We start from the raw sequence: 24,307 nt of genomic DNA on the forward strand, positions 1-24,307 counted from the left end.
GACTGATCCCGAGAAGGGACCACCGACGGATAGGCGGGAGCTCCCGGGACTGACTCTGCTGCGTGTGTGCTGGCGTCACTGTGTCGTGCTTTGGATACCGAGGACGTCGTAGAGGTGCTCGCCGTGGGCCCATCGTTTCAATTCCGGGCGGCCCATGAGGATGAGCTGGTGATGCTGGGCGAAGTCGATCGCCGGCTGCGTGAAGCCGTTGAGCGCGATCATGATCGGGAGGTCGGCTCCGTGGTGCGGGCGGGCTGTCCCGTTGAACTTCTGCACGTGGCCTGACCCGACTGGGCTCTGATACTGCTTGCACTGCACGATCAGGAGGCGGTCTTCGTCATCGCGGGCAGTGATGTCCACGCCGAGGTCACCGGCGCCTCCGACCCGCTTGGGACGCCGGAATCCGTCACGGGCCAGGAGATCAGTGCACGCCTGCTCGAAACCCGTCGCGCTCATCGACGAAAGCTGCTTCATCTTGAAGGTCAGCGCGTCCGCTTCGATCGCATCGCCAGAGGGAGCGGCGAACGTGTCGTCCACGTTGGCGTAGGTGTCGGCGCCGAACAGAAATGACAGGATTCTGCCGAGCAGGAGCAGCATGGGCAGTCCGCCGGCCGCGAAGAGCCCGGTCCACCACGGGTGATGGGCTATCAGCCCCCACAGATCTACGGTGATCCACTGGCCGACGTCCTCGGTGAGCCACTCCCAGAGCATCTTGCCGACGGCCAGCGCGATGACCGCATACAGCAGGAACTTCAGCAGCGGGTCGAGCGACCCGTCCTCGTCGAACACCACACCTCCAGACGTCTTGGGCAGCGATCACGATCTTTGCCAGTCATGCCACACGCCTGAATCGGCTCGGGCGGGAGCGCGCGGACAATCCGAGGAGCTCGTGTAGAGCGGCACCGTCCTCGGCCCAGCGCCGTAGCTTTTCCCGGTCAATCCAGTGGACGCCGTGTCGGTCGCCCCACGCCATGGCATCGCGTGTGAAGGCTCCGTTGGTGACGACGACAGCGTGATCGGCTTTGTGGACCGGCCCGGCCGTCCCCTTCACCGCGTACATCACAGCTGAGCCCACCTTCCCGCCGACGCGGGTGTGCTTGGCCTGCACCACGATCCGGCCGCGCTGCGGATGGTCACCGATGACGTCGGCGGCCTGGTCGCCGCCGCCACCCACTCTGCGGGCCGACCAGCCGTCGCGGACCAGCAGATCCCGCAGGGCGTACTCGAAGTGACGGTCGTCCATGGTGTCGAACTCCGCGAGCGTGATCCGCAGAGTGGCCAGCCGCTCCTTCTCCCGACGCCGCATCGTGGTCGCCTGCCTGATCCGCCACGCCGCGACGGCTCCCGTGAGCAGGGCGAGAGCCAGCAGGGCAGGCCAGGCCGCCTTCAGTGTGCCGACCGCCGTGGCCGCCGTCCGCGCCACCAGGACGAGCACAGCCAGGGCGACTACAGCCGCTGCGACCAGTTCCGCGGCACCGCGAGGGCGCCGCAGACGTATCCGTCCCATCAGCGGTCGGCCGTCGCGCTGGCCGCCGGCTTCGGATCCGTCGGCGGTGTCGTGGCGGTGGACTCACTGAACCCGAACACCTGCCCCCACAGCCACACGCCGGCCAGTAAGCCGGCAATCATCCAACCGCTCATGCGCTTGGCGCTCCTGGGCTTCGGATTGCGACGGATGTGTCCGCGTACCCGGTGGAACCCGTCCGGCACCTTCGACATGTTTCCCCCTCCCGTCGGTGGGCCGCGGAGCGCGGCTCATCCCAACAAAAGGGTGTAGCAGTGGGCACTGACAGCAGCTGATGGGTCATCACGGCGCTACGCCCCGGTCGAGTCGCCATCAGGCCAGGAGGGCCCACACCGTCAGGCCAATTCACGGGGCAGCGAGCCTGAGGCAGCTCAGCTGGGCGAATGCCCTTCTCAGCTCCCAAGCGGTTCACCACGGCCCTTTCCGCCAGCCCTCACGCGGCGCGTGACCGTCCGTCTCTCACCTGCGGAAACAGCCCCGGTCACGCCAAGCGGAGCTCTGCCGACGAATGGCGAAAAGCAGCGGAAGCGCACTCACAGCCATAGTGCGCCGGCGCCGCCCCTTCGAACCGTGGTTCTGCGACCATGACCCGGGGGCGTCACAGGGTCGGGAGCCACTGGTAGGCACTGATCAACCCGCCGTCGCGACGCCTCGGCCAACCGAGCCCCCACGGGACGAATTCTCAACGCGGTGTCGTCGCGGTCCTGCGAGGACAGCGCCCACGGTTGTAGGGCCAGGCCGAAGAAACCGCCGCTGGCCTCCGCCAGCGCCGGATCCAGCCTTGGTGCAGCCCGGTCAGGACAGTCTTCTGCGGCCCGTCGTCGCCTCTCGAAGCAGTACGAGGCCGTCATCTTCGTACAAGCGCAACATGCGAGCAGCGCTCATCACCACGAACCTTCGAACCAAGATCCGGACCATACCCGGACCAGCCGTCCGCAGCTTGTGGCGATCGGAGTTGTTTTAGCTGGTCAAGCTGCATCTGAGCCGTGTACCACCAGCAGACGAAGAACCTCCTGGTGTCGTACTCGCCGAAGAAGCTGGGCTTCTTCTAGGCGCTGAAAGGGCGCCTGCCCTGGGCATTTGCCCGTCAGGCGCCCTTCAAGGCACACAACTAAGAGGTGAGTCGAAATGCGCCCCTGCTCTCGGTTTCTCCCGCTGGTATCCCACCTCTGACCAACTGTTCCGGGGCATTTCCGGGCCAAGGGCCCGCTGACGCGTCCCCTGCGGCGCCTGTCAGCCCCCTGCGAGAGGGTGGGGAACGAATAGCCGCCGAAACTGGGGAAGTCGCTCTGCCGGCCGAAGGCGCCGTCGGGCGTTGCGGGCGCGTGGTAGTTCTCGCGCACGGCCGCCAGATCCCGGTTCTGCCGGCGCAACGTGGCCTTGGCGGGCACGTGGTTGCCGAAGGAGTGGATCAGGTTGTAGGCGTACCGGCCGGCGACGGGTTCGTCGAGGTACGGATCGGCCGGCGGGTCGATTTTGTTCGTGCGGTAGAACACCTCGTACCGCCGGTCGGTCACCGCGGGGGTGGGGGTGGCCGTGAGGTTGTTCCGGGTTCCGAGGATCCCGGTCAGATGGACACCGCTCGCATTTCTGCCCGCTTACAGTACTCATCACAGCGACCGTGAACTCGAGCATCAGGCCGGATATGGATGACGAAATCCTGATTTCCGAGCGCCGGATTCTCTCAGAGAGTGCGGCCGGATGATGACCTTGGCCCTCGCCCGACCCTTCGGGTGCGCACCCTGTCCGGCCATGCCCGACTGCCCGAGCCGGACGCTGGGGCCCGTGGGGCTTCCCCCAGCACGGTGACCCGGCCTTTGGCGGACATCGTCCACATGGTCTGCCGGGCCTTGGCCAACAGCGTCTCGTGCCGGAGCAGTTCCTCGGACGGACGACGTTCCCGTGGCTCACGTTCCGAGGATCGCGCGGCCCCGTCCCCCGGGCACGCGCCGGCCGCCAGACCCGGCCGCTTCTTTAACTGCCTCCGATCCCTTCCTCAAGCGCGCCCTAAGATCCACGGCGGCGGCATTGATCAGCCTTTTTGCCTGATTCCGGAACGCTAGCGTGCTCACGCGGTCGGTTTCCGGAGCCTCCGGAGCAGAACTGCGGCATCCACCCGCGCTCTCTCTCACACTCCTGTGTTCGGTGAAATGCCTGGACGTCGTGAGAACCCTGCGCCCCGGCGCATGCGCGGCCTTTTCGTAATCCCCGCCCATAGAAACCATGGAGTCACCCCCTGATGCTGCGTAGGAGATCCGTTCTCTTTCTCGCCGGCGCCTGTACGGCGCTCCTTCTGGCCACGACGTTCGCCTCGTCGGCCAGTGCCGACGAGCCAGTACCGCTCGGCTCCGTCCGAGGGGCGGACAGCCCTCTCGCCATCGACCCATCGACGGCTCGTACATCGTCGTACTGAAGCACGATGCTCCGAGCGCGAAGAAGGGCAAGGCCAGGAGCCTCACCGCCGAGTGCGGCGGTTCGGTGCGCCGGACCTTCGGCAGTGCCCTCAACGGATTCACCATCAAGGCCACGCCCACCGAGGCCCGTCGGATCGCGGCAGACCCGTCCGTGGCCTTCGTCGAGCAGAACAGCGTCGAGCACGCGGACGCGACGCAGTCCTCGCCCACCTGGGGGCTGGACCGGATCGACCAGAAGAACCCGCCGCTCAGCGGTAGTTACTCCTACTCGACGCAGGCGAGCAACGTCACCGCCTACATCGTCGACTCCGGTGTCCGCATCACCCACACCGACTTCGCAGGACGGGCCCGCTACGGGTACGACTTCGTCGACGGAGACTCCGTCGCCTCCGACTGCAACGGGCACGGGACCCACACCGCCGGCACGGTCGGCAGCGGCACCTACGGCGTGGCCAAGGGCGTGAGTCTGGTCGCGGTGCGCGTCCTGAATCGCGCCGGCAGCGGCACCACCGCGAACGTCATCGCCGGGTACGACTGGGTCGCCGCCAACGCTCAACTGCCTGCCGTGGCCAACGTCTCCATCGGCGGCAGCACGAGCTCCGCCAAGGACGCCGCCGTGGCGGGCATGGTCGACGCCAAAGTCACCATGGCCGTCTCCGCGGGCAACGACGCCGTCGACGCCTGCAGCCAGTCGTCCGCCCGTGCGCCCTCCGTGATCACCGTCGCCTCCACCACGAGCGCAGACGCCCGCTCCAGCTTCTCCAACTACGGCACGTGCGTGGACCTCTTCGCCCCCGGCTCCTCCATAACCTCCCTCGGCTACTCCTCGGACACCGCCACCGCCGTCAAGAGCGGCACCTCCATGGCCACTCCGCACGTCGCCGGCGCCGCCGCGCTCTACCTGGCCAACCACCCCTCGGCAAGCCCGGCGACCGTCACCGCCGCGATCAAGTCGGCCGCCACCAGAGACGTAGTGACCGGCGCCGGTACCGGCAGCCCCAACCTCCTGCTGAACGCCGCCGGATCCTGAACTCCGGCGGGCGCCGAGCCACAGCTCGGACCGCGCACGGAGGACGAACGGCAGACCGGACGGCGCCCCGTCCTCACGAGGAGTTCGTGGGCTCGGTACCACCTGCGGTGACGCCCCGCCCTCGGACGCGCCGACGCTCTCGTACGCGCACGAGCCGACGCTGTTCGCCCCGAGAGGGCAGTCGACGACTGCCCTCTCGGCCCGCACCTCGGGTACCCCGGCGGCGATCGCCCTGTCGACCGCCGCCGGGGTACCCGAGGTGCGCTGCGACGTGCGCAGGTCCACCACGGCCAGGGCTGGTGGCCCAGCCGGTCGTCGGCGCCGCCTCGCTTCCCGCAGTGGCGGTCACGCGAGGATGAGGCCGACCGTGTCAGTGACGATGCCCCGCCTCCGGCCGACGATCTTCTTCCTGGCGTCCGGTCCCCTGCTGGTCAGGGGTACGTGGAGGTCCGTACGCCCTGGGTGTGGGGCACTGAGGCGGTCGGCTCGGGCTCGCGTACCCACCGGCCTCCCTCGTGGAACTGCGCGACGCGTCCAAAGCAGTCCCCTACAAGGCTGCCCATGCGGTCGAACCTTGAGGGCTGAATGGGCTGAGGCCTAGCTGCGGATGTTGAGGAAGGGGCGCAGCCTGAGGGAATGAGCCGGCCGGCCCGGCTCCTGCAGCCGTCTGACGAGCAGTCTGACGGCCTCCGCGCCCACCGCGTGGCGGGGCGGCGCCACGCCGGTCAGGGGCGGGTCGGCCAGAGCGGCGAGTTCGTCGTCGTAGGTGACGACCGCGAGGTCCGAGGGGATCTGGACGCCCGCCGCCTGCAGGCGGCTCACCAGGGGAAGGGCGATCGAGTCGTTGTGGACCAGGACGGCGTCGACCTGGCCCTCCTTGACGGCGCGCACCAGCTGCGCGCACTTCTCGTCCAGATCCGCCAGATCGTTCTCGATGAGCAGGCGAGGGACCTCGGGAGAGCAGGGCGCCAGGTCCAGGGCGGTCATCGCGTTCTGGTAGCCGACCTCGAGCATGGGGGCGGTGCGGGTGTCGAACTGCAGGAGCGCGATACGGCTGCGCCCCTGTCCGGCCAGATGGCGTACGGCGAGATAGGCCCCGTACTCGTGATCGGTGGCCACCTCTTCGATGAAGCCGGCGCCCGGCCCGGTGCGCCGCTCGGCGAGGACGACGGGGACGGGCAGTTCCCGCAGCCATGCCTCGGTGCCGGGCGAGGTGCGTGGGTCCTCCGCCGTGGTCAGCACCAGGCCGCCGATCCCCGACGGCGGTTGCAGCATACGTGCGACCAGAGCTTGCTCCTCGGCGAAGTCGTTGTGCGATACGCCCAGGACCAGCTTCACCCCCAGTGCCTCCGCGGCGACGCGCGCACCGTTGACTACTTCCGGGTAGTAGTACGACGGGTGCGGCACGACCATGCCCAGGTTGCACACCGGGGTCGCCTCGGTCGGTGACCGTTCGGGTACCGAGGGCTCCGTCGGCGGGTGCGCCTCCGACGAGGACGCCCGCGGATCCTGTTCCTCCGGCGCGGGCCACACCACACCGCCGTGCACGCGCTGAACGGTGCCGCGCCGCGCCAGTTCCCGCACATCGCCACGAACGGTCACAGGCGAGGCCCCCAGCTCCTCAGCGAGCTCACGGATCGTGATGGACCCCCGAGCCCTGGTCGCCTCGATGATCGCCCGGTGTCTGTCTTCCGCGAGCATGCTTCTTCCTTCCCCTCGGTTACGTGAAAGTAAACGATATCGAATCGTCGTTACGCTTACTAAATGATACGACACGACCCTTGACAGGACAGGATCCGATATCGGACAGTCATCCGACATCAAAGAGAGGTGCGTGAAGATGAACAGACGGAGATCTCTGGTTGCCCTCACGGCAGCCCTGCTGCTGTCGTTGACGACGGCGTGTTCCGACGGGGGCAGCACGGAGGGTTCGGGGAGCGAGGTACAGGAAGTCACCTTCTGGTCCTTCCTCCGCGGTTCGGACACTGTGGCCGCCGCCTTCAACGCGTCACACCCTGGCATCAAGGTCAAGTTCGTGACACAGCCCGCCAACACCACGGACTACTACAGCAAGCTGTCCAACTCCCTCAAGTCCGGTGATGTGCCGGACGTGGCGGTGGCGGAGTACACCAGGCTTCCCGAGATCGTCAGCCTCGGCGGTGCCACCGACCTCAGCGACCAGGCGGGGGAGCTGGTGAGCAAGACGTTCCCGAGCTCCATCCAGGACCTGGTCCAGCTCGGCGGCAAGACCTGGGCCGTGCCGCGGGACGCGTCACCGATGGCGTACTTCTACCGCAAGGACTTCTTCGAAGCGCACAACCTGAAAGCGCCTACCACCTGGGCGGAATACAAGCAGCTCGCGGCCAAGGTCAAGTCGATCGACGACGGCAAGCGGGCAGGCGCCTATCTCACCAACAATTACAACCTGCTCACCGCGCTGTCCTGGCAGGCCGGCGGCAACTGGTTCGGCACCAAGGGCGACTCCTGGACCATCAGCATCGATGACGAGGCGTCCCTGAAGGTCGCCTCGTACTGGCAGGACCTGGTGGGCGACGACCTCGTCAGCACCCTGCCGGACTACTCCGACCAGTTCTGGGCGGACGTGCAGAAGGAGAAGCTCGTCGGCTACTTCTGCGCCTCCTGGTGCGCCGGCAACCTGAAGGCGACGGTACCGGACCAGAGCGGCGACTGGGCGATGGCCGAGCTTCCCAGCTGGGACGGCACGAGCAGCTCGGCGATGTGGGGCGGGTCCTCCTTCATCATCCCCAAGGGCGCCGAGAACTCCGCCGCCGCCCTGGAATTCGTCAAGTGGATCACCACGGACGCCGAGGGCGTCAAGGGCTGGTACGCCAACGACGCCACCAGCATGTACCCGGCGAAGAAGTCGCTCGTGACGACCGCCAAGAGCCAGTTCACCACCGACTACTACGGCGGTCAGGACATCTTCTCGGTGCTCACCGACTCGTACAACTCAGTTGTGCCGGACTGGCGTTGGGGTCCGACTGTGGCCACCACGGAGACGGCCTTCAATGACCGGCTGGGCAAGGTCACCACCGGTTCGGCCAGCCTCACCGACGTCTACGCACAGGTCCAGGACGCCACGGTGAAGGCGACGAAGGCCCGCGGCCTGACCGTCGCCAAGTGATCCAACCGCCGGCCGGAACACCCCAAACCCCCGGCGGTTCCGGCCGGCCGGCCGACTAGCCCAGGAGTAACCCCATGGCCACCCCCGTAACACAACGGCAGCGGCGCAGCGCCGTCCTGTTCCTCTCGCCGTTTTTGATCCTCTTCTTCCTCGTCACCCTGGCGCCGCTGTGTTACGCGGCCTGGCTGAGCCTGTTCAGCGAGCAGTCCTCCGGTCTCGGACTCGGCGGAGTGGAACGGCAGTTCACCGGCTTCGGCAACTACGCCAGGGTGCTCACGGACTCCGAGTTCCTGCACGGCTTCCTCACCATCGCCGCCTATGTGGCCATCTACGTCCCGGTGCTGACGCTCAGCGCCCTGGCCGTGGCGCTGCTGCTGGACTCCGGCCTGGCCGCGGCCAAGCGCGTCACCCAGGTGGTCGTGTTCATTCCGCACGCGGTTCCCGGACTGGTGGCGGCCCTGATCTGGCTGTACCTCTACACGCCGGGGCTCAGCCCGGTCACCGACTGGCTCGGGCAGTCGTCGGACGCCGCGAGCGTGGCCAGCACCAACCCCCTGCTGTCCGTGGTCAACATCGCCCTGTGGCAATGGCTGGGCTACAACGTCGTCATCTTCTACGCGGCCCTGCAGGCTGTTCCCCAGGAGGTGGTCGAGGCGGCCACCCTGGACGGCGTCAACCGGCTGCAACTCGCCGTGCGGATCAAGGCGCCGCTGATCCGCCCCGCCGTGGCCATGTCCGCCCTCTTCACGGTCATCGGCGGCATCCAGCTGTTCAACGAACCGAAGATCCTCCTCCAGGCGTCGTCCTCGATCACCGGGACCTGGACGCCGAACCTCTACACCCAGGACGCGGCCTTCAACCGCAACGACTACGGGACCGCCGCCGCCGCGTCACTACTGATCGCGGGCGTCGCGGCCGTACTGTCCTTCGTCGTCACGCGGCTGGCCAACCGACGGAGCGCAGCATGAACGAGACCCTCGGACCTCCCCGCACGGCCCCGGCCGCGGACGACCGCGCCGCCGAGCACCGCCCGCCCGCGGCAGCGCCGAGCGCCAAGCCTGCCCGGCGGCGATCCGGGGCGCGTACCCCCGGATCGCTCTCCCGCTTCGGGGTGAACGCGATCCTGCTGCTCGTCGTCGTCTACACCCTCGCGCCTCCGGTCTGGCTGCTGATGGCGTCGACCAAGAACCTGACCGACCTCTTCGGAACCAACGGGTTCGCGCCCGGCCATGACTTCAACCTGTTCAACAACCTGCAGCACCTGTTCGCCGCGCAGGACGGCATCTACGTCCGCTGGCTGTGGAACACCCTGCTCTACGCCGGCGGCGGGGCCCTACTGGCCACCATCATCTGCGCGATGGCCGGCTACGCCTTCGACAAGTTCACCTTTCCCGGCAAGGGGCCGGCCTACGGGCTGGTGCTGTTGGGCGTGATGGTTCCCAGTGCCGCCCTGGTCCTTCCGACCTATCTGCTCGCCGCCAAAGTCGGCCTGGTCAACAACTTCTGGGGCGTGTTCCTGCCCGGCCTGGTCTTCCCCTTCGGGGTCTATCTGGCACGGATCTTCAGCGCCTCCTACGTCCCCGACGAGGTCATCGAGGCGGCGCGCATGGACGGCGCCGGCGAACTGCGCGCCTTCTGGTCGGTCGCCCTGCCCATGATGCGCCCCGGCTTCGTCACCATCGGGCTCTTCCAGTTCACCGCGATCTGGAACAACTTCTTCCTGCCCCTGGTGATGCTGTCGAACCAGCAGCTGTATCCCGTCAACCTCGGCCTGTACGCCTGGAACGCCAGCGCGCTCACCCAGGGAAACCCCGACGACTACCTCCTCGCCATCACCGGCTCGCTGGTGGCCGTGATCCCGCTGATCGCCCTGTTCCTCTCCATCCAACGATTCTGGCGCGCGGGCATGACGGCAGGAGCCGTCAAGTGAGCGCTCACCCGGAAGGAACCACCAACACGATGGGGACCACCCCCGGTCGCCGTCCCCCGGCCAGGCTCGTCATGCGCCGGACCGTGCGGGACGCCCTGTTCACGCCGGTCTCGACGGCCCGCCTGGTCCAGCTCGTCGACACCGACCCCGGCGACGTGCTGGAGGACTTCGGCGAGACGGCCGATCTCGGCTCCGTGGAGGTGCTCATCACCAGCTGGGGCTGCCCGCCACTGGAGCGGGACGTCCTGGACCGCGCGCCGAGTCTGCGCGCGGTCATCCACATCGCCGGTTCGGTCAAGCACCACATCACCGACGCCGTCTGGGAGCGCGGCATCGCGGTCTCCTCGGCGGCCGAGGCCAACGCCGTACCGGTGGCCGAGTTCACGCTGGCCGCCATCCTCTTCGCCCACAAGCGCGTCTGGCAGATCGGAGGCCTCTACCGCGAGCACCGGACGTTCCTGCCGTGGACCGATCACTTCCCGGCGGTCGGCAACTACCGCCGGACCGTGGGAGTCGTCGGCGCGTCGCTCATCGGACGCCGGGTGATGGAGCTGCTGCGGCCGTTCGACTCCGACGTCCTGGTCGCCGACCCCTACCTCGACGAGGCCGAGGCGCGGTCGCTCGGAGCCCGGCTGGTCGACCTCGACACCCTGGTCGCCGCGTCCGACACCGTCTCCCTGCACGCCCCCAGCCTGCCGGAGACCCGCCACATGATGGACCGCAGGCGGCTGGGGATGCTCCGCGACGGAGCGACACTGATCAACACCGCGCGAGGGGATCTCGTGGACACCGACGCCCTCACCCGCGAACTGGTCTCCGGGCGTGTCCACGCCGTGCTCGACGTGACGGACCCGGAGCCCCTGCCGGCCACTTCCCCCCTGTACGAGCTGCCCGGAGTGCTGCTGACACCGCACATCGCCGGCTCCGTCGGCGGGGAACTGGAGCGGCTCACCGAACACGCGCTCGCGGAACTGGCCCGGTTCGCCGCGGGACAGCCCTTCGCCCGCCCCGTCCACCGCGCCCGGCTCGCCCGCTCCGCCTGATCCGGAACGGGCGACCGCGCCAACACCGTGCCATACCACCACGACCTGGAGGCCGGAGCATCCGGGCTCCTACCAGAAAGGCGTGAGAGTCATGCCGGACAGCAGGCGGAAAGGTTCCTGTCAGCCTCTATCGATCACCTTCCTCATCGTCCAGATCCTGCTCGTCGCCTTCGCCACCTCCGCGTCCGCGAACGCGGCCATCCGCGCGACCTACGAGACCGGGGACACCTCCTCCGGTATCTCGGGTCTCGGCCTGACGGGCTGCTGCACGTACTCCCTGACCGTCGACAACACCCTCGCCCGCGCCGGAAGCAACTCCGTCCGCTCCGACCTGAAGTACGGAGACCCTGAGGTCGCCGGAGGCCCGCGGGCGGAAAGCAACGCCGAGAGCATCACGGCAACACGCTTTCAGTCGGGCCAGACGTACTGGTACGGCTTCAGCGTCTACATCCCCTCCACCTGGGAGGCCGACACCGCCGAGGACATCATCTTCCAGTGGCACCGCACCAAGTCCTCGTGTGACGACCCGAGCCGGTCCCCGGCCATGTTCCTGGAGGTGCTGCCGGCGACCTCGACAGCCGCCTCCCGGCTGCGGCTCCGGGTCAACTCCGATCCTGTTCTCTGCGACTACCGGGACAACGCGAGCGCCAACCTCAGCAAGACCAGCTACGACCTGGCCACGCTGACGACCGGCGTCTGGCACGATTTCGTCTTCCAGGTGAACTGGCAGTACACGCAGACCGGTTTCATCAGAACCTGGCACCAGACCAGCAAGGCCACCGGCTGGACCCAGGTCCTGGACGCGGAAGACGTGGCCAACACCTACAACGACGCCTCCAGCACCTACGGCTACCTCAAGTGGGGCATCTACAAGCCCGCCTGGCGGGACGGGGCGACCGCCGTCACCGAACGCGTCGTCTGGCACGACAACGTCGCCGTGGCCGCCGACTCCGACAGCGGCTTCGACGACGTCGACCCCACCACGTGAGACCCACCCCGACACTTCCTAGGAGACCAGCATGTCCCTCTCCCGCAGGCACATCCTCCAGACGATCCTGGCCGGCGCGGCGGCGGCGCCCCTGCTGAGCGCCATCTCGGCCACCGGCGCGGCGGCGGCAACCGTCTCCACCGAGATCTCCGACGCCGCGTTCTTCGGCGCCTGGAACTCCACCGCCGGCACCTGGACGACCAGCCCCGTCTTCGACTACGACGGGCACCCCGGACTGGCGCCGGTCGCCGACGCCGCGCGCGCGGGTGACTACAGGACGGCGCGCACCGCCCTCCTCCAGTACATGAAGGGCCGCGACGAGCGCGTCCCGCCGGCCTGGGCGTACAACGGTGTGTACAGCGCGGCACTCGTCCCGCTGTTCCTCGACCACATATGGACCCTGGGCAAGGGTGAGATCTACCGGACCACCCTCACCGTCGGCACCGACTGGACGACGCTCACCTCCGATGTCACCTCGGCCGTGCAGGGCACGATCAGCGCCGGTGGCGTGGGCTTCATGCTCATGGCCCGCAACAAGGAGTCCGCCGCCGCCGAGTTCGCGAGCCGACACGCCACGAGCGGCGCGCCGGAGCTGACGCTCACCTACGCGGACGGCACCGTCCACACCCTGGCGGCGGACCAGAGCTGTTACATCGCGGCGGGCACGGACGCGGACGCCGTCTTCGGAGCCACCGAGACCATCGAGGTGCACGACGAGGGCACCGGAGCCTTCAGCTCCACCACCCGCAAGGGCTACCTCTGGTTCGACCTGTCCGGCCTGACCTCCCCGGTCAGCGCCACCCTCAGCCTGACCGGCCGCACCAGCGGCACCCGGCAGGACATCATGCTCTACCAGCTCCAGGTCAGCTTCGACGAGACGACCCGTACCTGGAACAACACCGTCCAGAACACCTTCTCCTGGCAGGGCGACGCCAAGGGCTTCGACTGGAAGAAGATCACGGGCGCCAACGTCGACAGCGAGTTCTACTACCAGCTGCCCCGGTTCTACTTCGCCGGCCCGCTTGCCGACGCCTACGCCGGCGCGGGCGACGAGGACATCGCCACCGGACTCATCGGCCTGATGACCGACTTCATCGCTGACACCAACACCTACGGGTCGGCCGCCGGCGCCGCGAGCTACCCCCGGAACCTGGACGCGGCCTGGCGCGTACAGAACTGGTGCTACGCGTACGAGATCCTGCGCTCCAGCCCGTCGCTGACGGCAGACACCAACACCACCCTGCTCAAGGCGCTCTACGCCGCCGGGCCCTTCTTCTCCACCACCACCTCCGTCACCCCCAACTGGATGATCACCATCAAGAGCGCCCTGGTCTACCTCGGAGCATGCTTCCCCGAGTTCGCCTCGGCGACCCAGTGGCGCCAGGACGCGGTGGCCTATCTGGTCGAGCAGCTGGGCAGCTCGCTCTTCCCCGACGGCGGCTACACCGAGGCGTCCTCCACCTACGCCATGGGTGTCGCGACCACGTTCGTCGGCACCTCCAGCGTGCTGGTCGCCAACAACTACGACGTCGGCGCCATAACCCCACTGAGCGGTCTGTCCTGGTTCCTCGCCGACCAGACCTACCCCAACGGCTACGACCCCTCCTACGGCGACTCCAGCTACACCGACCAGCGTGCCTCACTGACCAAGCTCGCCGACCTGCTCGGCGACGACCAGCTGAAATACGTGGCCACCGGCGGCGCCGAGGGCACCAAGCCCGACCACACCTCGGTCACCTACCCGGACACCCGGGTCGCCGTACAGCGCACCGGCTGGACCGACACCGACTGGTACCTGCGCATCGGCGCCGACCGCGGCAACCACGGCCACCCCGACGAGCTCGCCGTCCAGGTCTACGCCCACGACCGCCCCCTGCTGCCCGCCATGGGCGCCTACGCCTACGTCACCGACCCCACCGCCGACTGGCTGCGCAAGACCACCCGGTCGCACAACACCATCACCATCGACGGCCTCGCGCAGGACCCCACCGCCGACGGCTCGGTCACCAACGTCGCCACGCCGTGGGCCGACCTCGCCGACGGCCACACCGACGCGACAGCCGGAGTGCGCCACGAACGCTCCGCCCTGTTCCTGCACGACCTGGGCTGGATCATCTCCGACACCCTGACCCCCGCCGACTCCGCGAAGCACTCCTACGAGCAGAACTGGCACTTGCTCCCCGACGCCGCCCCCACCCTCGACGGCGCGACCGCGCGTACCACGTTCGACAGCGGCACCCAGCTGCACATCATCCCCGCCGACCCCGACGCGACGACTCCCGCTCTCCAGGACGGCTACTACTCCCCCGTCACCTACCAAGTGACCCCCGCCTCCTACGTGTCCTACTCACTGACCGCGGCGGACACGGTGCGGCTGGACACGCTGCTGCTACCGGTGCCGGAGGGCACCCGCGCCAAGGCGAGCCTGAGCCTGGTGAAGCGCTCGGGGAGCGCGCGGGTGCTGGAACTGAAGGCCGACTCGCTCAAGGGGTACTACCTGCGAGCGGCAGACGACGGGACCACCCACGACTTCGGACCATACAGCTACGACGGACCGCTCGCCTACGTCGACCAGGACCAGAGCGTGCAGCGCATCCTGCTCACCGGCGGCACCACCCTCCGCCAGAGAGGGAACGCCCTCCTCATCGCCGACCAAGCTCTGGACGGCACTCTGGCGGTGCGGTTGAACAAGAGGGACAAGACCATCGAGATCACCGGCACCGCCGCCGAGGCCGGCGGCGCGAACCTCTACCTGGCGGCTACCTGGGCGCGTAGCGCCACCGTCGCCGGGCAGACCGTTCGCCTCGTGCGGAACGGCCCTCTCGTGGCAGTCGCAGCTCTGCGTTGACTCGGCCCGCACAAGGCGGAGGGTACGAGCGCCCAGAACTCCGCGGCTCGACAGCGACATCCCCGAACTGCTCGATCCGATGAACCCGATGTACTTCCTCAGGAAGCGGAACCCGGGCCGGTCGAGACGCGCCCCGCTGCCCCGGCCGGTGTTGTCCGACGGCCGGGGCAGCGGGCTGGACGGGCCGGTGGTCAGGCGCCCCAGGAGGCCGGCGCGGTCGTCGCCGGCAGGAAGGCGACACGGGTCAGGAAGTCGCGCAGGAGGATGCGCCACACGTACCACTCGTGTCCGCCGTCGATGAAGACGGTCTGGACGTGCACACCCGCCGCGGTCAGGTCCCGCACCATGCGGAAGGGGCCGCGGTGAATGGTGGAGAAGCCCGGGTTGATGGGGTCCTGCCAGCCGGAGGCGACGTAGACCGACACCTTCTTCATGGCGGTGACCTGCGCGTCGGTCAGCGTGGTGCCGGACGGCAGGCCCGCGCTCATCATCCCGTAGTAGCCGAACTGCTCGGTGTTGTTCAGCAGCAGGTACGAGGTGCGCATGCCTCCGGCCGACAGTCCGGAGTAGGCCCGGTCGGACGCCTCGGTGGAGACGTTGTAGTGCGCCTCGATCCAGGGGATCACCCGCTCGATGAGGTCGGTGCGGTGCAACTGGTCCTGTGACGAACTGGCGTACCCCGTGGCGTTGGGCATGACGACGAGCATGGGCTGAATCTCACCGTTGTTGATGAGGTTGTCGAGGATGTTCGCCATGTTCCCCTGGGTGTTCCACCCCATCTCGTTCTCACCTCCACCGTGGCTGAGGTAGAACGTCGGGTACGGCTTCGCCCGCTCGGCGTCGTAGCCGGGCGGGGTGTAGACGACGAGGTAGTTCTTGTCGGCCGGGGTGACGTGCCCCGGGGAGCCGTACGTGACATGCAGCAGCTTGCCCCGCGCGCCCTCGCTGGGGGCCTGCCAGGAGACGTCGGCGGGGTCGAAGTCCGGATCGGACGGGACGTATATCTGGCTGCGGTCGACAGCCGTCCCGTGGACGACTCCGTTCACCACGTTCCAGGCGGGGTTGCCCGGGTCGGGCAACTGGCCGGTGATCGTCGTGTCGTCGGCGTCGCCGTCGACGAAGAAGCCGTAGGTGTACACGCCGCCGGGCAGCGGAGTGGTGTAGGTCCACACGCCGTCCCGGCCCTTGGTCATGTCGACCACCGGCCAGTAGGGGCTGGTCGAGTTGGGGTGTGCTATCGGCACGTCGCCCGGCAGCCACCGCTCCGGCGGCAGACCCGGCGTCTCCACCAGGTGATCGGGACCGGTGAGGCGCGGGGAGAGTGCGGTGGGCCGCTCGAAGTACCACTCGCCCTTGAGCTGGACCCGGGTGGCGCGCGGAGCGTAATAGCGGAAGGTCACCTCGTAGCCGGTCGGACGCTTTCGTGTGTGCCGGATCTGCGGACCGTACCCGCGCGCCTTGTTCTCCTGGGAGCCCGTACCCGAGCCGCGGGTGGCGGCGTCCGCGGCCGACGCCGTCGTCGTGCCGAGCACCGGCCCCGCGACAGACGCACCGCCCACGGTCAAGGCCACCGCTCTGGCCACTTCTCGTCTCGTCATCGACATGAGATGCACTTCCCCTCGCTGTTGCGGGTGAGCGTGGAGCGGGCCGCCGCCGACGGGGAGGATGTGGCGGGAGGAGTCGGTGGGAGTCCTGGCGCCGCCGGTCGGTCGGGCCGTGGAGGGACCCGAGCGAACAGGTGATGAGTTGAAGACGGCCGCTGCACGGTGTCGAGCAGTCAACTTCCGTGTGGGCGACCCGTCAAGGGGCCTGACAAGGCCGTTCGTGAAAGCGGCAGCCGAGGGTCCGGTCGTCCGCACCGGTCATCTCTCTACGGGTTCCGGGCCGGACGGCCTCGGGCGCGTGCACTGTCTGAACACCCGGGGCGGCGTGTCGTGCCGCCGCCGCACGCGCCGAGGTGACGGCGCGAGCCGGAGCTGAGCCGGTGCCGGCGATCTTCCCGGCGGCTGGTGTCAACCGCGGGAACCGCGGGATGAGGTTGTGCCCAGGACGCTGTGAGTCCGTGTCCGCCCTGTCGTCGCCGCCGACGAGCCGGCCCAGCATGAGGCGACTCGTTCGCAGGCGGACCGGCCGTGGCGTCAGGGCACCGCACGGCCCGCCTCGCTCAGGAGGAGATCTCGTCGACTCCGCAGCACGTCCCTTCTCCCTCGACCCGTCCCGCCGCCCTCGACCGCCGACGACTTCTCGGCAGCGCGGCGGGTGCCGCCGCGGGAGCGGCGCTCCTGAGCGGCGTGGACGCCGGCCCGGCGGCAGGTTTGCCCACGACGTCTCCTGACCGCTGCGCAACTGCCCGGTGAGGGAGTGCCCGCATAGCGACGTACCCCCATCCGGCCTGCATGTTGTCGCCTCTTGCTTCTCGGCTGGGACCACTTGCCCGACAGCGGCCCCTGCGCGCCGCCGGCCCACCAGGACGGCCGCTTGTCGAGACCGACGGTCGGCACGGTCGGCCGGCCCTGCCGACATCGAGGACCGGCACGACTCTTCGCGCGATGAGGTCTAGACCTTCCCTGACGGCCCGGGAACGCTTAGGATTTCTGTCCTGTACCCGTCAATGCGGCGGGTACGGGAGGGGAGACAACTTCATGTTCGCGAAGTTAAGACGCGGCTTGCCGTCCGTCGTCGTTCTGAGCGTCGCTCTGGCCACGCTCCTGCCCGCGCCGTCAGCGACCGCCGGTCCGGTCGCTGACGGTGTCTTCAGCGGCGGGGCCAGCCAAGCGTTCGACTCGGCCGAGACGATCACGCTCATCACCGGTGACGTGGTGACCGTGGCCAATGTGGACGGCCGGCTGACCTACACGATCGACCCGGCCCCCGGCCGCCGCGGCATCGGCTACCGCGAGGAACGCGGCCCGGGTGCCGACGGGACCGAGCACGTCAGCCTGATCCCCTTCGACGCCGAGGCCCTCGTCTACGCCGGGAAGCTCGACGCGCGCCTGTTCGACCTCACCGAACTGGCCGCCGCGGGTTACACCGACGCCGACACCGACGCGTTGCCGTTGCTGGTCGGCTACGACGAGCCCGGCGCGACACACCGTACGCTCGCCGGCGGCTCCCACGTCACCCACACCCTCGAAAGCATCGACGCCGTCGCCCTGGACCAGGACAAGTCCAGCGCCGGCGCGTTGTGGGACACCCTCGTGACCGACGAGACGGCATCCACTCTCGACCTCGGCTCGCACGTGTCGAAGGTCTGGCTCAACGGCCGTATGGAGGTGCGGGACGACGTCTCCGTACCGCAGATCGGCGCTCCGGACGCCTGGGCAGCCGGGTACGACGGTACGGGCACCACGGTCGCCGTGCTCGACACCGGGTACGACCAGACCCACCCGGACCTGGCAGGCCGGGTCGCCGACGCCAAGGACTTCACCGGCAGCCCCAACGGCACCAAGGACATGCACGGCCACGGCACGCACGTGGCCACGACGATCGCCGGTGACGCCGCCGCCTCGGACGGCAAGTACGTCGGTGTCGCCCCCGGCGCCACCGTCATCGTCGGCAAGGTGCTCGGTGACAGCGGCAGCGGCACACAGGCCGGCGTCATCGACGGCATGGAGTGGGCGGCGGGCGAGGGCGCGGACATCATCTCCATGAGCCTCGGCGGCTACGCCTCCGACGGCACCGACCCGGAGTCCCTGGCACTCAACGCCCTCACCGAGCAGACCGGCGCCCTGTTCGTCGTGGCGGCGGGCAACGCCGGCGCGGCGGAGACCATCGGATCACCCGGTTCCGCCGACGCGGCGCTGACGGTCGGAGCGGTCGACTCGGCGAACGCGCTGGCGTCCTTCTCCAGCCGGGGCCCCCGGGTGTTCGACGGCGCGGTCAAACCCGACCTCACCGGACCCGGCGTCGCCGTCACCGCGGGACGCTCCTCGACCGGATCCGCGGGCACCCCGGTGAACCAGTACTACACGAGGATGTCGGGCACCTCGATGGCCACGCCGCACGTGGCCGGGGCCGCGGCGATCCTCAAGCAGCTGCACCCGGACTGGACGGCCAGGCAGCTCAAGCCGTTCCTGACCTCCACGGCCGTGCCCGGCGCCTACACGGTGTTCCAGCAGGGCACCGGCCGCGTCGACCTGACCCGCGGTGTGACGCAGTCCGCGTACGCGTCCCCGGCGAGCATCTCCACGTACCTGGAGTATCCCGCCGACAAGTCCGTGACCAAGACCGTCACGTATCACAACGACGGTGACAGCGACCTGAACCTGACGTTGAGCCTCGCCGCGAGGAACAACGCCACCGGCGCCGCCACCGGCCTGTTCAGCCTCGACCGGACCGCGGTGGTGGTGCCCGCGCACGGCACCGCCGACGTCACGTTGACCATGGACCCGTCCGCTGACGACTTCGGCGTGTACGGGGGAGTCATCACGGCCGTGGACGGCGACACCCGTATCCTCACGGCCGTCGGCGCCTACAAGGAGGTCGAGACCCACACCGTGCACTTTCCGATCACCGCGAAGAACGGTGACGCGGTGTCCTACGGCAGCGTCTCCATGAGCCGTCCGCTGAACCTGACCACCGGGAAGCGCCACACCATCGGGATCGACTACAAAGCCGGAGAGCTCTACGCCAGGCTCCCGAAGGGCACCTACAGCTTCGAGGGATACGCCTACTATCCGACAGACGAGGAGAACACCAGGGACGTCGGGTACACGCTCAAGCCGAGCGTCGTCGTCGACGACGACATCGACGTCGCCTTCGACCAGTCCGAGACGACCCCGGTGTCCATCAAGGTCGACCGGGCCGAGGCATACGACGCCTACCAGACCTTCTACGCCCTCCAGACGGTCAACGGCACGGTGTACGGAGGCGGTGTCCATCTGACCGGGATCCGCGGAACCCGGAACCACCTCACGGCCACCCCCACCCCCGCGGTGACCGACCGGCGGTACGAGGTGTTCTACCGCACGAACAAGATCGACCCGCTGGCCGATCCGTACCTCGACGAACCCGTCGCCGGCCGGTACGCCTACAACCTGATCCACTCCTTCGGCAACCGCGTGCCCGCCAAGGCCACGTTGCGCCGGCACAACCGGGATCTGGCGGCCGTGCGCGAGAACTACCACGCGCCCGCAACGCCCGACGGCGCCTTCGGCCGGCAGAGCGACTACCCCCGTTTCGGCGGCTATTCGTTCCCCACCCTCCCGCACGTCGTGCCCTACGGCGACGACGTCGTGCATTACTACAGCACCGAGCCCGGCACGTCGTGGGCAAGTCAGGTGAGCTACTACGACGGCGCGGGCGCCCAGCTGGCGTACGAGAGCACGCCCTTCATCGAGCGAGCGAAGGGAAAGAGCGAGGTCGACTGGTTCGGTTCGCCGCAGACCAGCGCGGCGTACGCCAGTCGCGCGGCCGGTACCGACCGGCTCACCGTGGCGTACGCGCCGTTCTCGTCCTTCACCGCCGGCCACATGGGCACGAGCACGGCGAGCAGATCGCTGACCCTGGCGCGGGACGGCGTGACGCTGGGAACCTCCAGCGGCACCTCGGCGAGCTTCACCGTCCCGGCGAGCGCGGGAACGTACACGCTCACCGGCACCGCCACGCGGCAAGCGGCGTGGACGGATCTGGCGACCGGCGTCCACACACGGTGGACGTTCCACTCGGCACAGGCGGCCACCGCCGCGTACGCGCCGCTGTACACCGTCCGGGCCGACGCGCACACCGACCTCACCGGCCGGGTCCGTGGCCCGTCCGCCACCGTCGACATCACCCTCGACCCCGGGTACGCCACCGGTGAGAAGATCACGACGGTGACCGCACAGGTGTCTTTCGACGACGGTGCCACGTGGGCGAAGGCACCGTTGGCGCACATCGCGGCCGGCTGGAGGGCGCACGTACCGCGGCCCCGCGGTGAAGGTCACGCCTCCTTGAAGATCACCGGGGTCGACACCTCCGGGAACTCCGTCGAGCAGACCACGATCCGGGCCTTCGCGTTCGGGTGACTGCCCGATCGCCTGACGGGCTCTGACGGGCTCTGACGGGCATGGAAAGGGGGCGCCGCCGATCCCTCGGCGGCGCCCCGAGCGGTTCCGAGGAGGGTGATCCGGTGGGTTCGGCGGCGGTCCGGGTGCCCGGTCAGCTGACCGGGAACGAGAGATTCGCCATGCGACGACGCCCTCACGCCGGCGTCGGGGTCGAGGTCGGCGGCCAGTGTGACCCGCGTGCCGGCGGCGGAGCGAGCCGGCGCGCGGGTGTCACCGTCGTGGTTCGGCCGCCGTGAGGGCCCGTAGCCGCGGGGCCACCTCCTCGCCGACCCTGAACGCCTCCTCCAGGTGCGGGTAACCGGACAGCACGAACTCCTCCACGCCCAACCGCCAGTACTCCGCCAGGCGTTCGGCGACCTCGTCATGGGAGCCGACGAGCGCGGTGCCGGCGCCCTCGCGCACCAGGCCGATGCCCGCCCACAGATTGGGCGCGACGGTGAGCGCCCGGGTGTCGCCGCCGTGCAGGGCCGTCATCCGGGCCTGGCCGGTGGAGTCCATCCGGGCGAAGCGTTCCTGGGTGAGCCGGACGGTCTCCGGATCCAGAGTGGACAGGATGCGAGCGGCCTCTGCCCATGCCTCGTCGGCGCTGTCCCGGGAGATGACGTGCACACGCAGCCCGAAGCGGACGGTGCGGCCCACCGCCGCCGCCCGCTCGCGCAGCCGGGTGACGCGTTCGGCGACGGCGGACGGCGGCTCACCCCACAGCAGTTGGACGTCGGCGTGCTGCGCGGCGACCTGTTCCGCCTCGGCCGAGGCGCCACCGAAGTAGAGCGGTACGGGCGCGTCGAGGGTCGGCTCCACCAGTTCCGCGCCGGACACCCGGACGTACCGGCCGTCGAAGTCGACGGACTTGCCGGCCAGCAACCGGGCGACCACGTCCATGAGTTCCCCGGTACGCGCATACCGTTGGCGCTTCTCCAGCGGGTCCCCGTAGGCGAGTTGCTCCACCGGGTCGCCGCCGGTGACCACGTTGAGCGCGATGCGGTCGCCGAACAGTCTGCGGAAGGTGTCCGCCTGCTGGGCGATGAGCGTGGGCTGCGTCAGCCCGGCCCGGAAGGCGACCAGGAACCCGATCCGCTCGGTGACCGCCGCGACGGCGGAGGTGAGCACCCACGGGTCCACACAGCCGAGGCCCACCGGGGTGAGCACCTTGCCGAAACCGGCCTGCTCGGCGGCGCGTGCCACCTGGGCGAGATAGCCGAGGTCGGCGGGGCGCCGGGTGGCCGCGGCGGTGCGGCCCTGCACGGCGGTCACCCCGCCGGGGGAACGGCCGTCCCCGCCGGTCGGAAGGAACCAGTGCAGGACGGGAACGGAGTCGGACGGCATACCGGGAAACCCTTCGGAGAAGAGGGCAGGAGGAGATCAGGGCAGGAGGAGATCAGGGCGGGAGGAGATCAGGGCGGGTGGAAGTGGAAGCGGGTGTGGGGAACGGGCGCGATGCCGCCCGCCGGGGCGTCGCCGGGACGGTGAGGTCCGCCCGGCGGGCGGCGCCGGTGCGGCGGGCGGCGCAGGGACGCCGAGGGCGCTCGGGACGCTCAGGAACAGAGACAGCGGAGGCGGCGACACCCGTGAGTGGACCGTCCGCCCGCCCGGACCATCGACGCGGGGGACACACACGGGCGCGACTCACGGACGACGGTCATGGACGCATCGTTCAAGGTGACGCTGCCGACGGCAAGGGGCGTTCCGTCATATGGGCATCGCGCGACCGGTGCTCGCCGGGGACACCCCGCCGATCGCGTCAGGCGAGGGGGTAGCCGACGATGCTGTGCGTGGTGGCCGGGATGTCCTCGGTCGTGCGGTAGTGGCCGGCCCGCCCGTCGAAGCGGGCGCTGTCCCCGGCGCGCAGCAGGACGAAGGTCCGTCGACGATGAGCGTCACCTCCCCGTCGACCACCATCACGTACTCGACCGGCCCCGGGCCGTGCGAGCTGACCTGGCTCTGCGCGTGAGGGCGGAGCCGGGACCGGTAGACCTCGAAGTCCCTGTCCAGGCGCAGCACAGCGCGTCCAGCGGCGGATCATGCTGCCCTGTTGCTCATGGTCGGCGTGGTCGGTGCTGTGACCGAGCGCCACGTTGGCCAACCTGCGCACGCTTGTCGGCCAGCGCGCGCCTGGGGCTATCCGCGGACGGCGCCGAGGTCGACGCCGGTCAGCTCACAGCTTGCGTCCCACAACCGCGCCGCTACGGAGGTGTCGGCGAGGTGGTTCCACACCGGTTCGCGTCGGGGCTTGCCTCGCAGGCTGAAGACGCGCGGTCCCCACAGCTGTCCTCCGCGCACGCCCGGGTCGAGCACTGCTCGGACCGCGGGCCATGCGCCGGCGTGCTTGCCCTGGACGAGGAGGGCGGCTGGTGCCCCGCAGAGCCGCGCGCCAGCGGTCCGCACGTGGACCGGCGGCCGTGACGGGGTCAGGGAGTCCAGCGCGCCGCCGGGATGGGCCACCACGCTTGCCACCGTGCTGTCGACGCCGCGCAGGTGGCGGTCGAGTTCGAGGCCGAAGTACATCTGCGCCAGCTTGGAGCGTCCGTAGGTGCGCTTGGGCCGGTAGTCCTTCCGGGACTGCAGGTCGTCGAGGTCGAGCCGCTCGGACTTCGCCGCGAAGCTGCCCATGGTCACGATGCGGGCCGCCGGTGCGGCCGACAACAGCGGCATCAGCCAGTGGGTCAGCGCGAAGTGCCCGAGGTGGTTCGTGCCGAACATGAGCTCGTGACCGTCCCCGGTCTCCCGGCGCGGCGGGTCGTCGAGCGCGACGCCGGCGTTGTGGACCACCGCGTCGAGGCACTCCACATCCAGTGATTCCACCGCTGTTCTGAGCGACGAGAGGTCGGCGAGGTCCAGCAGTACGGCCCGCACCCGCGCGCCGGCGACACGCGAGCGGATCGAGGCCGTGGCGACTTCGGCCTTCGCGGGATTCCGGCTGCCCAGTACGACAGTGGCTCCGGTTGCGGACAACTGCTCCGCGACGAAATACCCGATACCGGCGTTGCCGCCGGTGACCAGGAAGACGCTGCCATCGGCACGGGGCAGCCGTTGAACATCCCAGGGCAGGATGGAGGGTGTGGGCGACATGACGGCGGGGCTCCCTTGCTGGTGAAGGCGGCTGCGGCTGCCCTGCAGGGCAGCTCGACGCCCACGGTTCCAGCGGCCCCCGACACATCGCCTACGGATCACCGACAGCCCCGCCGGACGGCCGAGATCCTGCCGACGCGGTGCCGGCCCGTCGCAGTCCTGAGCCAGGACACGGTAGTTGGCACCAGCAGGACTGGCGAGCTGGCGTTTCGGCCGAGGTATCCGACCGCTCTCAGTCGCCCTTCCTTCGGCATCCACGAGCTGCACC

General features: G+C 69.2%; 17 protein-coding genes and 1 pseudogene. 9 read left to right on the forward strand and 9 right to left on the reverse strand.

Features of this window, described 5'->3' with window-relative positions; genetic code table 11:
• Positions 1 to 75: 75 nt before the first annotated feature.
• The 4 genes from ACFV9M_RS32130 to ACFV9M_RS32145 form a co-directional block, all read right to left on the reverse strand.
• On the reverse strand, positions 76 to 789 hold the full coding sequence (locus tag ACFV9M_RS32130) for a restriction endonuclease (protein WP_385077280.1): 714 nt from the start codon (positions 787 to 789) through the stop codon (positions 76 to 78).
• A gap of 43 nt (positions 790 to 832) precedes the next feature.
• Positions 833 to 1,507, reverse strand: coding sequence for a restriction endonuclease (locus ACFV9M_RS32135; protein ID WP_385077283.1), 675 nt, complete (start codon positions 1,505 to 1,507; stop codon positions 833 to 835).
• Positions 1,507 to 1,719 carry a hypothetical protein gene (locus ACFV9M_RS32140; protein ID WP_079033661.1) on the reverse strand — a complete coding sequence of 71 codons (213 nt, stop codon included), beginning with the start codon at positions 1,717 to 1,719 and terminating at the stop codon, positions 1,507 to 1,509. Before ACFV9M_RS32140 ends, ACFV9M_RS32135 begins: the two co-directional genes overlap by 1 nt.
• 774 nt (positions 1,720 to 2,493) lie before the next feature.
• Positions 2,494 to 3,042: a hypothetical protein gene (locus tag ACFV9M_RS32145; RefSeq protein ID WP_385077286.1), complete on the reverse strand. Its 549-nt coding sequence runs from the start codon at positions 3,040 to 3,042 to the stop codon at positions 2,494 to 2,496.
• An 892-nt stretch (positions 3,043 to 3,934) separates the two neighbouring features.
• On the opposite strand from ACFV9M_RS32145, the gene ACFV9M_RS32150 reads away from it, so the two are divergent.
• The gene (locus ACFV9M_RS32150) at positions 3,935 to 4,969 is read left to right on the forward strand and encodes a S8 family serine peptidase (RefSeq protein ID WP_385077289.1); all 1,035 of its coding nucleotides are present in this window, start codon (positions 3,935 to 3,937) and stop codon (positions 4,967 to 4,969) included.
• Positions 4,970 to 5,317: 348 nt separating this feature from the next.
• Here the strand turns inward: ACFV9M_RS32150 and ACFV9M_RS32155 are convergent.
• Positions 5,318 to 5,466, reverse strand: a pseudogene (locus tag ACFV9M_RS32155) (IS5/IS1182 family transposase); the annotation flags it as partial.
• A 100-nt stretch (positions 5,467 to 5,566) separates the two neighbouring features.
• Complete coding sequence (locus ACFV9M_RS32160) at positions 5,567 to 6,670, reverse strand: substrate-binding domain-containing protein (RefSeq protein WP_385073248.1); 1,104 nt, start codon at positions 6,668 to 6,670, stop codon at positions 5,567 to 5,569.
• A gap of 139 nt (positions 6,671 to 6,809) precedes the next feature.
• Between ACFV9M_RS32160 and ACFV9M_RS32165 the strand changes: the two genes are divergently transcribed.
• From ACFV9M_RS32165 to ACFV9M_RS32190, 6 genes are all read left to right on the forward strand, one after another.
• Positions 6,810 to 8,114, forward strand: a complete 1,305-nt coding sequence (locus ACFV9M_RS32165) for an ABC transporter substrate-binding protein (protein ID WP_385073249.1) — start codon at positions 6,810 to 6,812, stop codon at positions 8,112 to 8,114.
• A gap of 74 nt (positions 8,115 to 8,188) precedes the next feature.
• Positions 8,189 to 9,082 carry a carbohydrate ABC transporter permease gene (locus ACFV9M_RS32170; RefSeq protein WP_385073252.1) on the forward strand — a complete coding sequence of 298 codons (894 nt, stop codon included), beginning with the start codon at positions 8,189 to 8,191 and terminating at the stop codon, positions 9,080 to 9,082.
• Positions 9,079 to 10,044, forward strand: coding sequence for a carbohydrate ABC transporter permease (locus ACFV9M_RS32175; RefSeq protein ID WP_385073254.1), 966 nt, complete (start codon positions 9,079 to 9,081; stop codon positions 10,042 to 10,044). Before ACFV9M_RS32170 ends, ACFV9M_RS32175 begins: the two co-directional genes overlap by 4 nt.
• Positions 10,045 to 10,073: 29 nt before the next feature.
• A complete protein-coding gene (locus ACFV9M_RS32180) occupies positions 10,074 to 11,087 on the forward strand; it encodes a hydroxyacid dehydrogenase (RefSeq protein WP_385073338.1) in 1,014 nt (337 codons plus the stop codon).
• Between the two features lie 91 nt (positions 11,088 to 11,178).
• Positions 11,179 to 12,075, forward strand: coding sequence for a polysaccharide lyase (locus ACFV9M_RS32185; protein WP_385073257.1), 897 nt, complete (start codon positions 11,179 to 11,181; stop codon positions 12,073 to 12,075).
• Positions 12,076 to 12,106: 31 nt separating this feature from the next.
• Positions 12,107 to 14,923 carry a heparinase II/III family protein gene (locus tag ACFV9M_RS32190; RefSeq protein WP_385073260.1) on the forward strand — a complete coding sequence of 939 codons (2,817 nt, stop codon included), beginning with the start codon at positions 12,107 to 12,109 and terminating at the stop codon, positions 14,921 to 14,923.
• A 191-nt stretch (positions 14,924 to 15,114) separates the two neighbouring features.
• On the opposite strand, the gene ACFV9M_RS32195 is transcribed toward ACFV9M_RS32190, so the two are convergent.
• Positions 15,115 to 16,494, reverse strand: coding sequence for an alpha/beta hydrolase-fold protein (locus ACFV9M_RS32195; protein ID WP_385073263.1), 1,380 nt, complete (start codon positions 16,492 to 16,494; stop codon positions 15,115 to 15,117).
• Between the two features lie 1,071 nt (positions 16,495 to 17,565).
• Here ACFV9M_RS32195 and ACFV9M_RS32200 point away from each other — a divergent pair.
• Positions 17,566 to 20,928 carry a S8 family serine peptidase gene (locus ACFV9M_RS32200; RefSeq protein ID WP_385073265.1) on the forward strand — a complete coding sequence of 1,121 codons (3,363 nt, stop codon included), beginning with the start codon at positions 17,566 to 17,568 and terminating at the stop codon, positions 20,926 to 20,928.
• Between the two features lie 252 nt (positions 20,929 to 21,180).
• Here ACFV9M_RS32200 and ACFV9M_RS32205 read toward each other — a convergent pair whose 3' ends face one another.
• Positions 21,181 to 22,296 carry an LLM class flavin-dependent oxidoreductase gene (locus ACFV9M_RS32205; protein ID WP_385073268.1) on the reverse strand — a complete coding sequence of 372 codons (1,116 nt, stop codon included), beginning with the start codon at positions 22,294 to 22,296 and terminating at the stop codon, positions 21,181 to 21,183.
• A 367-nt stretch (positions 22,297 to 22,663) separates the two neighbouring features.
• Here ACFV9M_RS32205 and ACFV9M_RS32210 point away from each other — a divergent pair, with 367 nt between their 5' ends.
• Positions 22,664 to 22,921, forward strand: a complete 258-nt coding sequence (locus ACFV9M_RS32210; protein ID WP_385073271.1) for a hypothetical protein — start codon at positions 22,664 to 22,666, stop codon at positions 22,919 to 22,921.
• A gap of 167 nt (positions 22,922 to 23,088) precedes the next feature.
• Here ACFV9M_RS32210 and ACFV9M_RS32215 read toward each other — a convergent pair whose 3' ends face one another.
• Positions 23,089 to 24,039 carry an SDR family NAD(P)-dependent oxidoreductase gene (locus tag ACFV9M_RS32215; RefSeq protein ID WP_385073273.1) on the reverse strand — a complete coding sequence of 317 codons (951 nt, stop codon included), beginning with the start codon at positions 24,037 to 24,039 and terminating at the stop codon, positions 23,089 to 23,091.
• Between the last annotated feature and the right edge of the window lie 268 nt (positions 24,040 to 24,307).

This window comes from Streptomyces sp. NPDC059895 (genome assembly GCF_042731035.1).
Classification (GTDB): domain Bacteria; phylum Actinomycetota; class Actinomycetes; order Streptomycetales; family Streptomycetaceae; genus Streptomyces.

What these genes read in the sequence shown, in the direction of transcription:
- ACFV9M_RS32135 (WP_385077283.1), bottom strand. Translation starts at nt 1,507, where the DNA reads ATGGGACGGATACGTCTGCGGCGCCCTCGCGGTGCCGCGGAACTGGTC.
- ACFV9M_RS32140 (WP_079033661.1), bottom strand. Translation starts at nt 1,719, where the DNA reads ATGTCGAAGGTGCCGGACGGGTTCCACCGGGTACGCGGACACATCCGT.
- ACFV9M_RS32160 (WP_385073248.1), bottom strand. Translation starts at nt 6,670, where the DNA reads ATGCTCGCGGAAGACAGACACCGGGCGATCATCGAGGCGACCAGGGCT.
- ACFV9M_RS32165 (WP_385073249.1), top strand. Translation starts at nt 6,810, where the DNA reads ATGAACAGACGGAGATCTCTGGTTGCCCTCACGGCAGCCCTGCTGCTG.
- ACFV9M_RS32170 (WP_385073252.1), top strand. Translation starts at nt 8,189, where the DNA reads ATGGCCACCCCCGTAACACAACGGCAGCGGCGCAGCGCCGTCCTGTTC.
- ACFV9M_RS32175 (WP_385073254.1), top strand. Translation starts at nt 9,079, where the DNA reads ATGAACGAGACCCTCGGACCTCCCCGCACGGCCCCGGCCGCGGACGAC.
- ACFV9M_RS32180 (WP_385073338.1), top strand. Translation starts at nt 10,074, where the DNA reads ATGGGGACCACCCCCGGTCGCCGTCCCCCGGCCAGGCTCGTCATGCGC.
- ACFV9M_RS32185 (WP_385073257.1), top strand. Translation starts at nt 11,179, where the DNA reads ATGCCGGACAGCAGGCGGAAAGGTTCCTGTCAGCCTCTATCGATCACC.
- ACFV9M_RS32190 (WP_385073260.1), top strand. Translation starts at nt 12,107, where the DNA reads ATGTCCCTCTCCCGCAGGCACATCCTCCAGACGATCCTGGCCGGCGCG.
- ACFV9M_RS32200 (WP_385073265.1), top strand. Translation starts at nt 17,566, where the DNA reads ATGTTCGCGAAGTTAAGACGCGGCTTGCCGTCCGTCGTCGTTCTGAGC.
- ACFV9M_RS32205 (WP_385073268.1), bottom strand. Translation starts at nt 22,296, where the DNA reads ATGCCGTCCGACTCCGTTCCCGTCCTGCACTGGTTCCTTCCGACCGGC.
- ACFV9M_RS32210 (WP_385073271.1), top strand. Translation starts at nt 22,664, where the DNA reads ATGGGCATCGCGCGACCGGTGCTCGCCGGGGACACCCCGCCGATCGCG.
- ACFV9M_RS32215 (WP_385073273.1), bottom strand. Translation starts at nt 24,039, where the DNA reads ATGTCGCCCACACCCTCCATCCTGCCCTGGGATGTTCAACGGCTGCCC.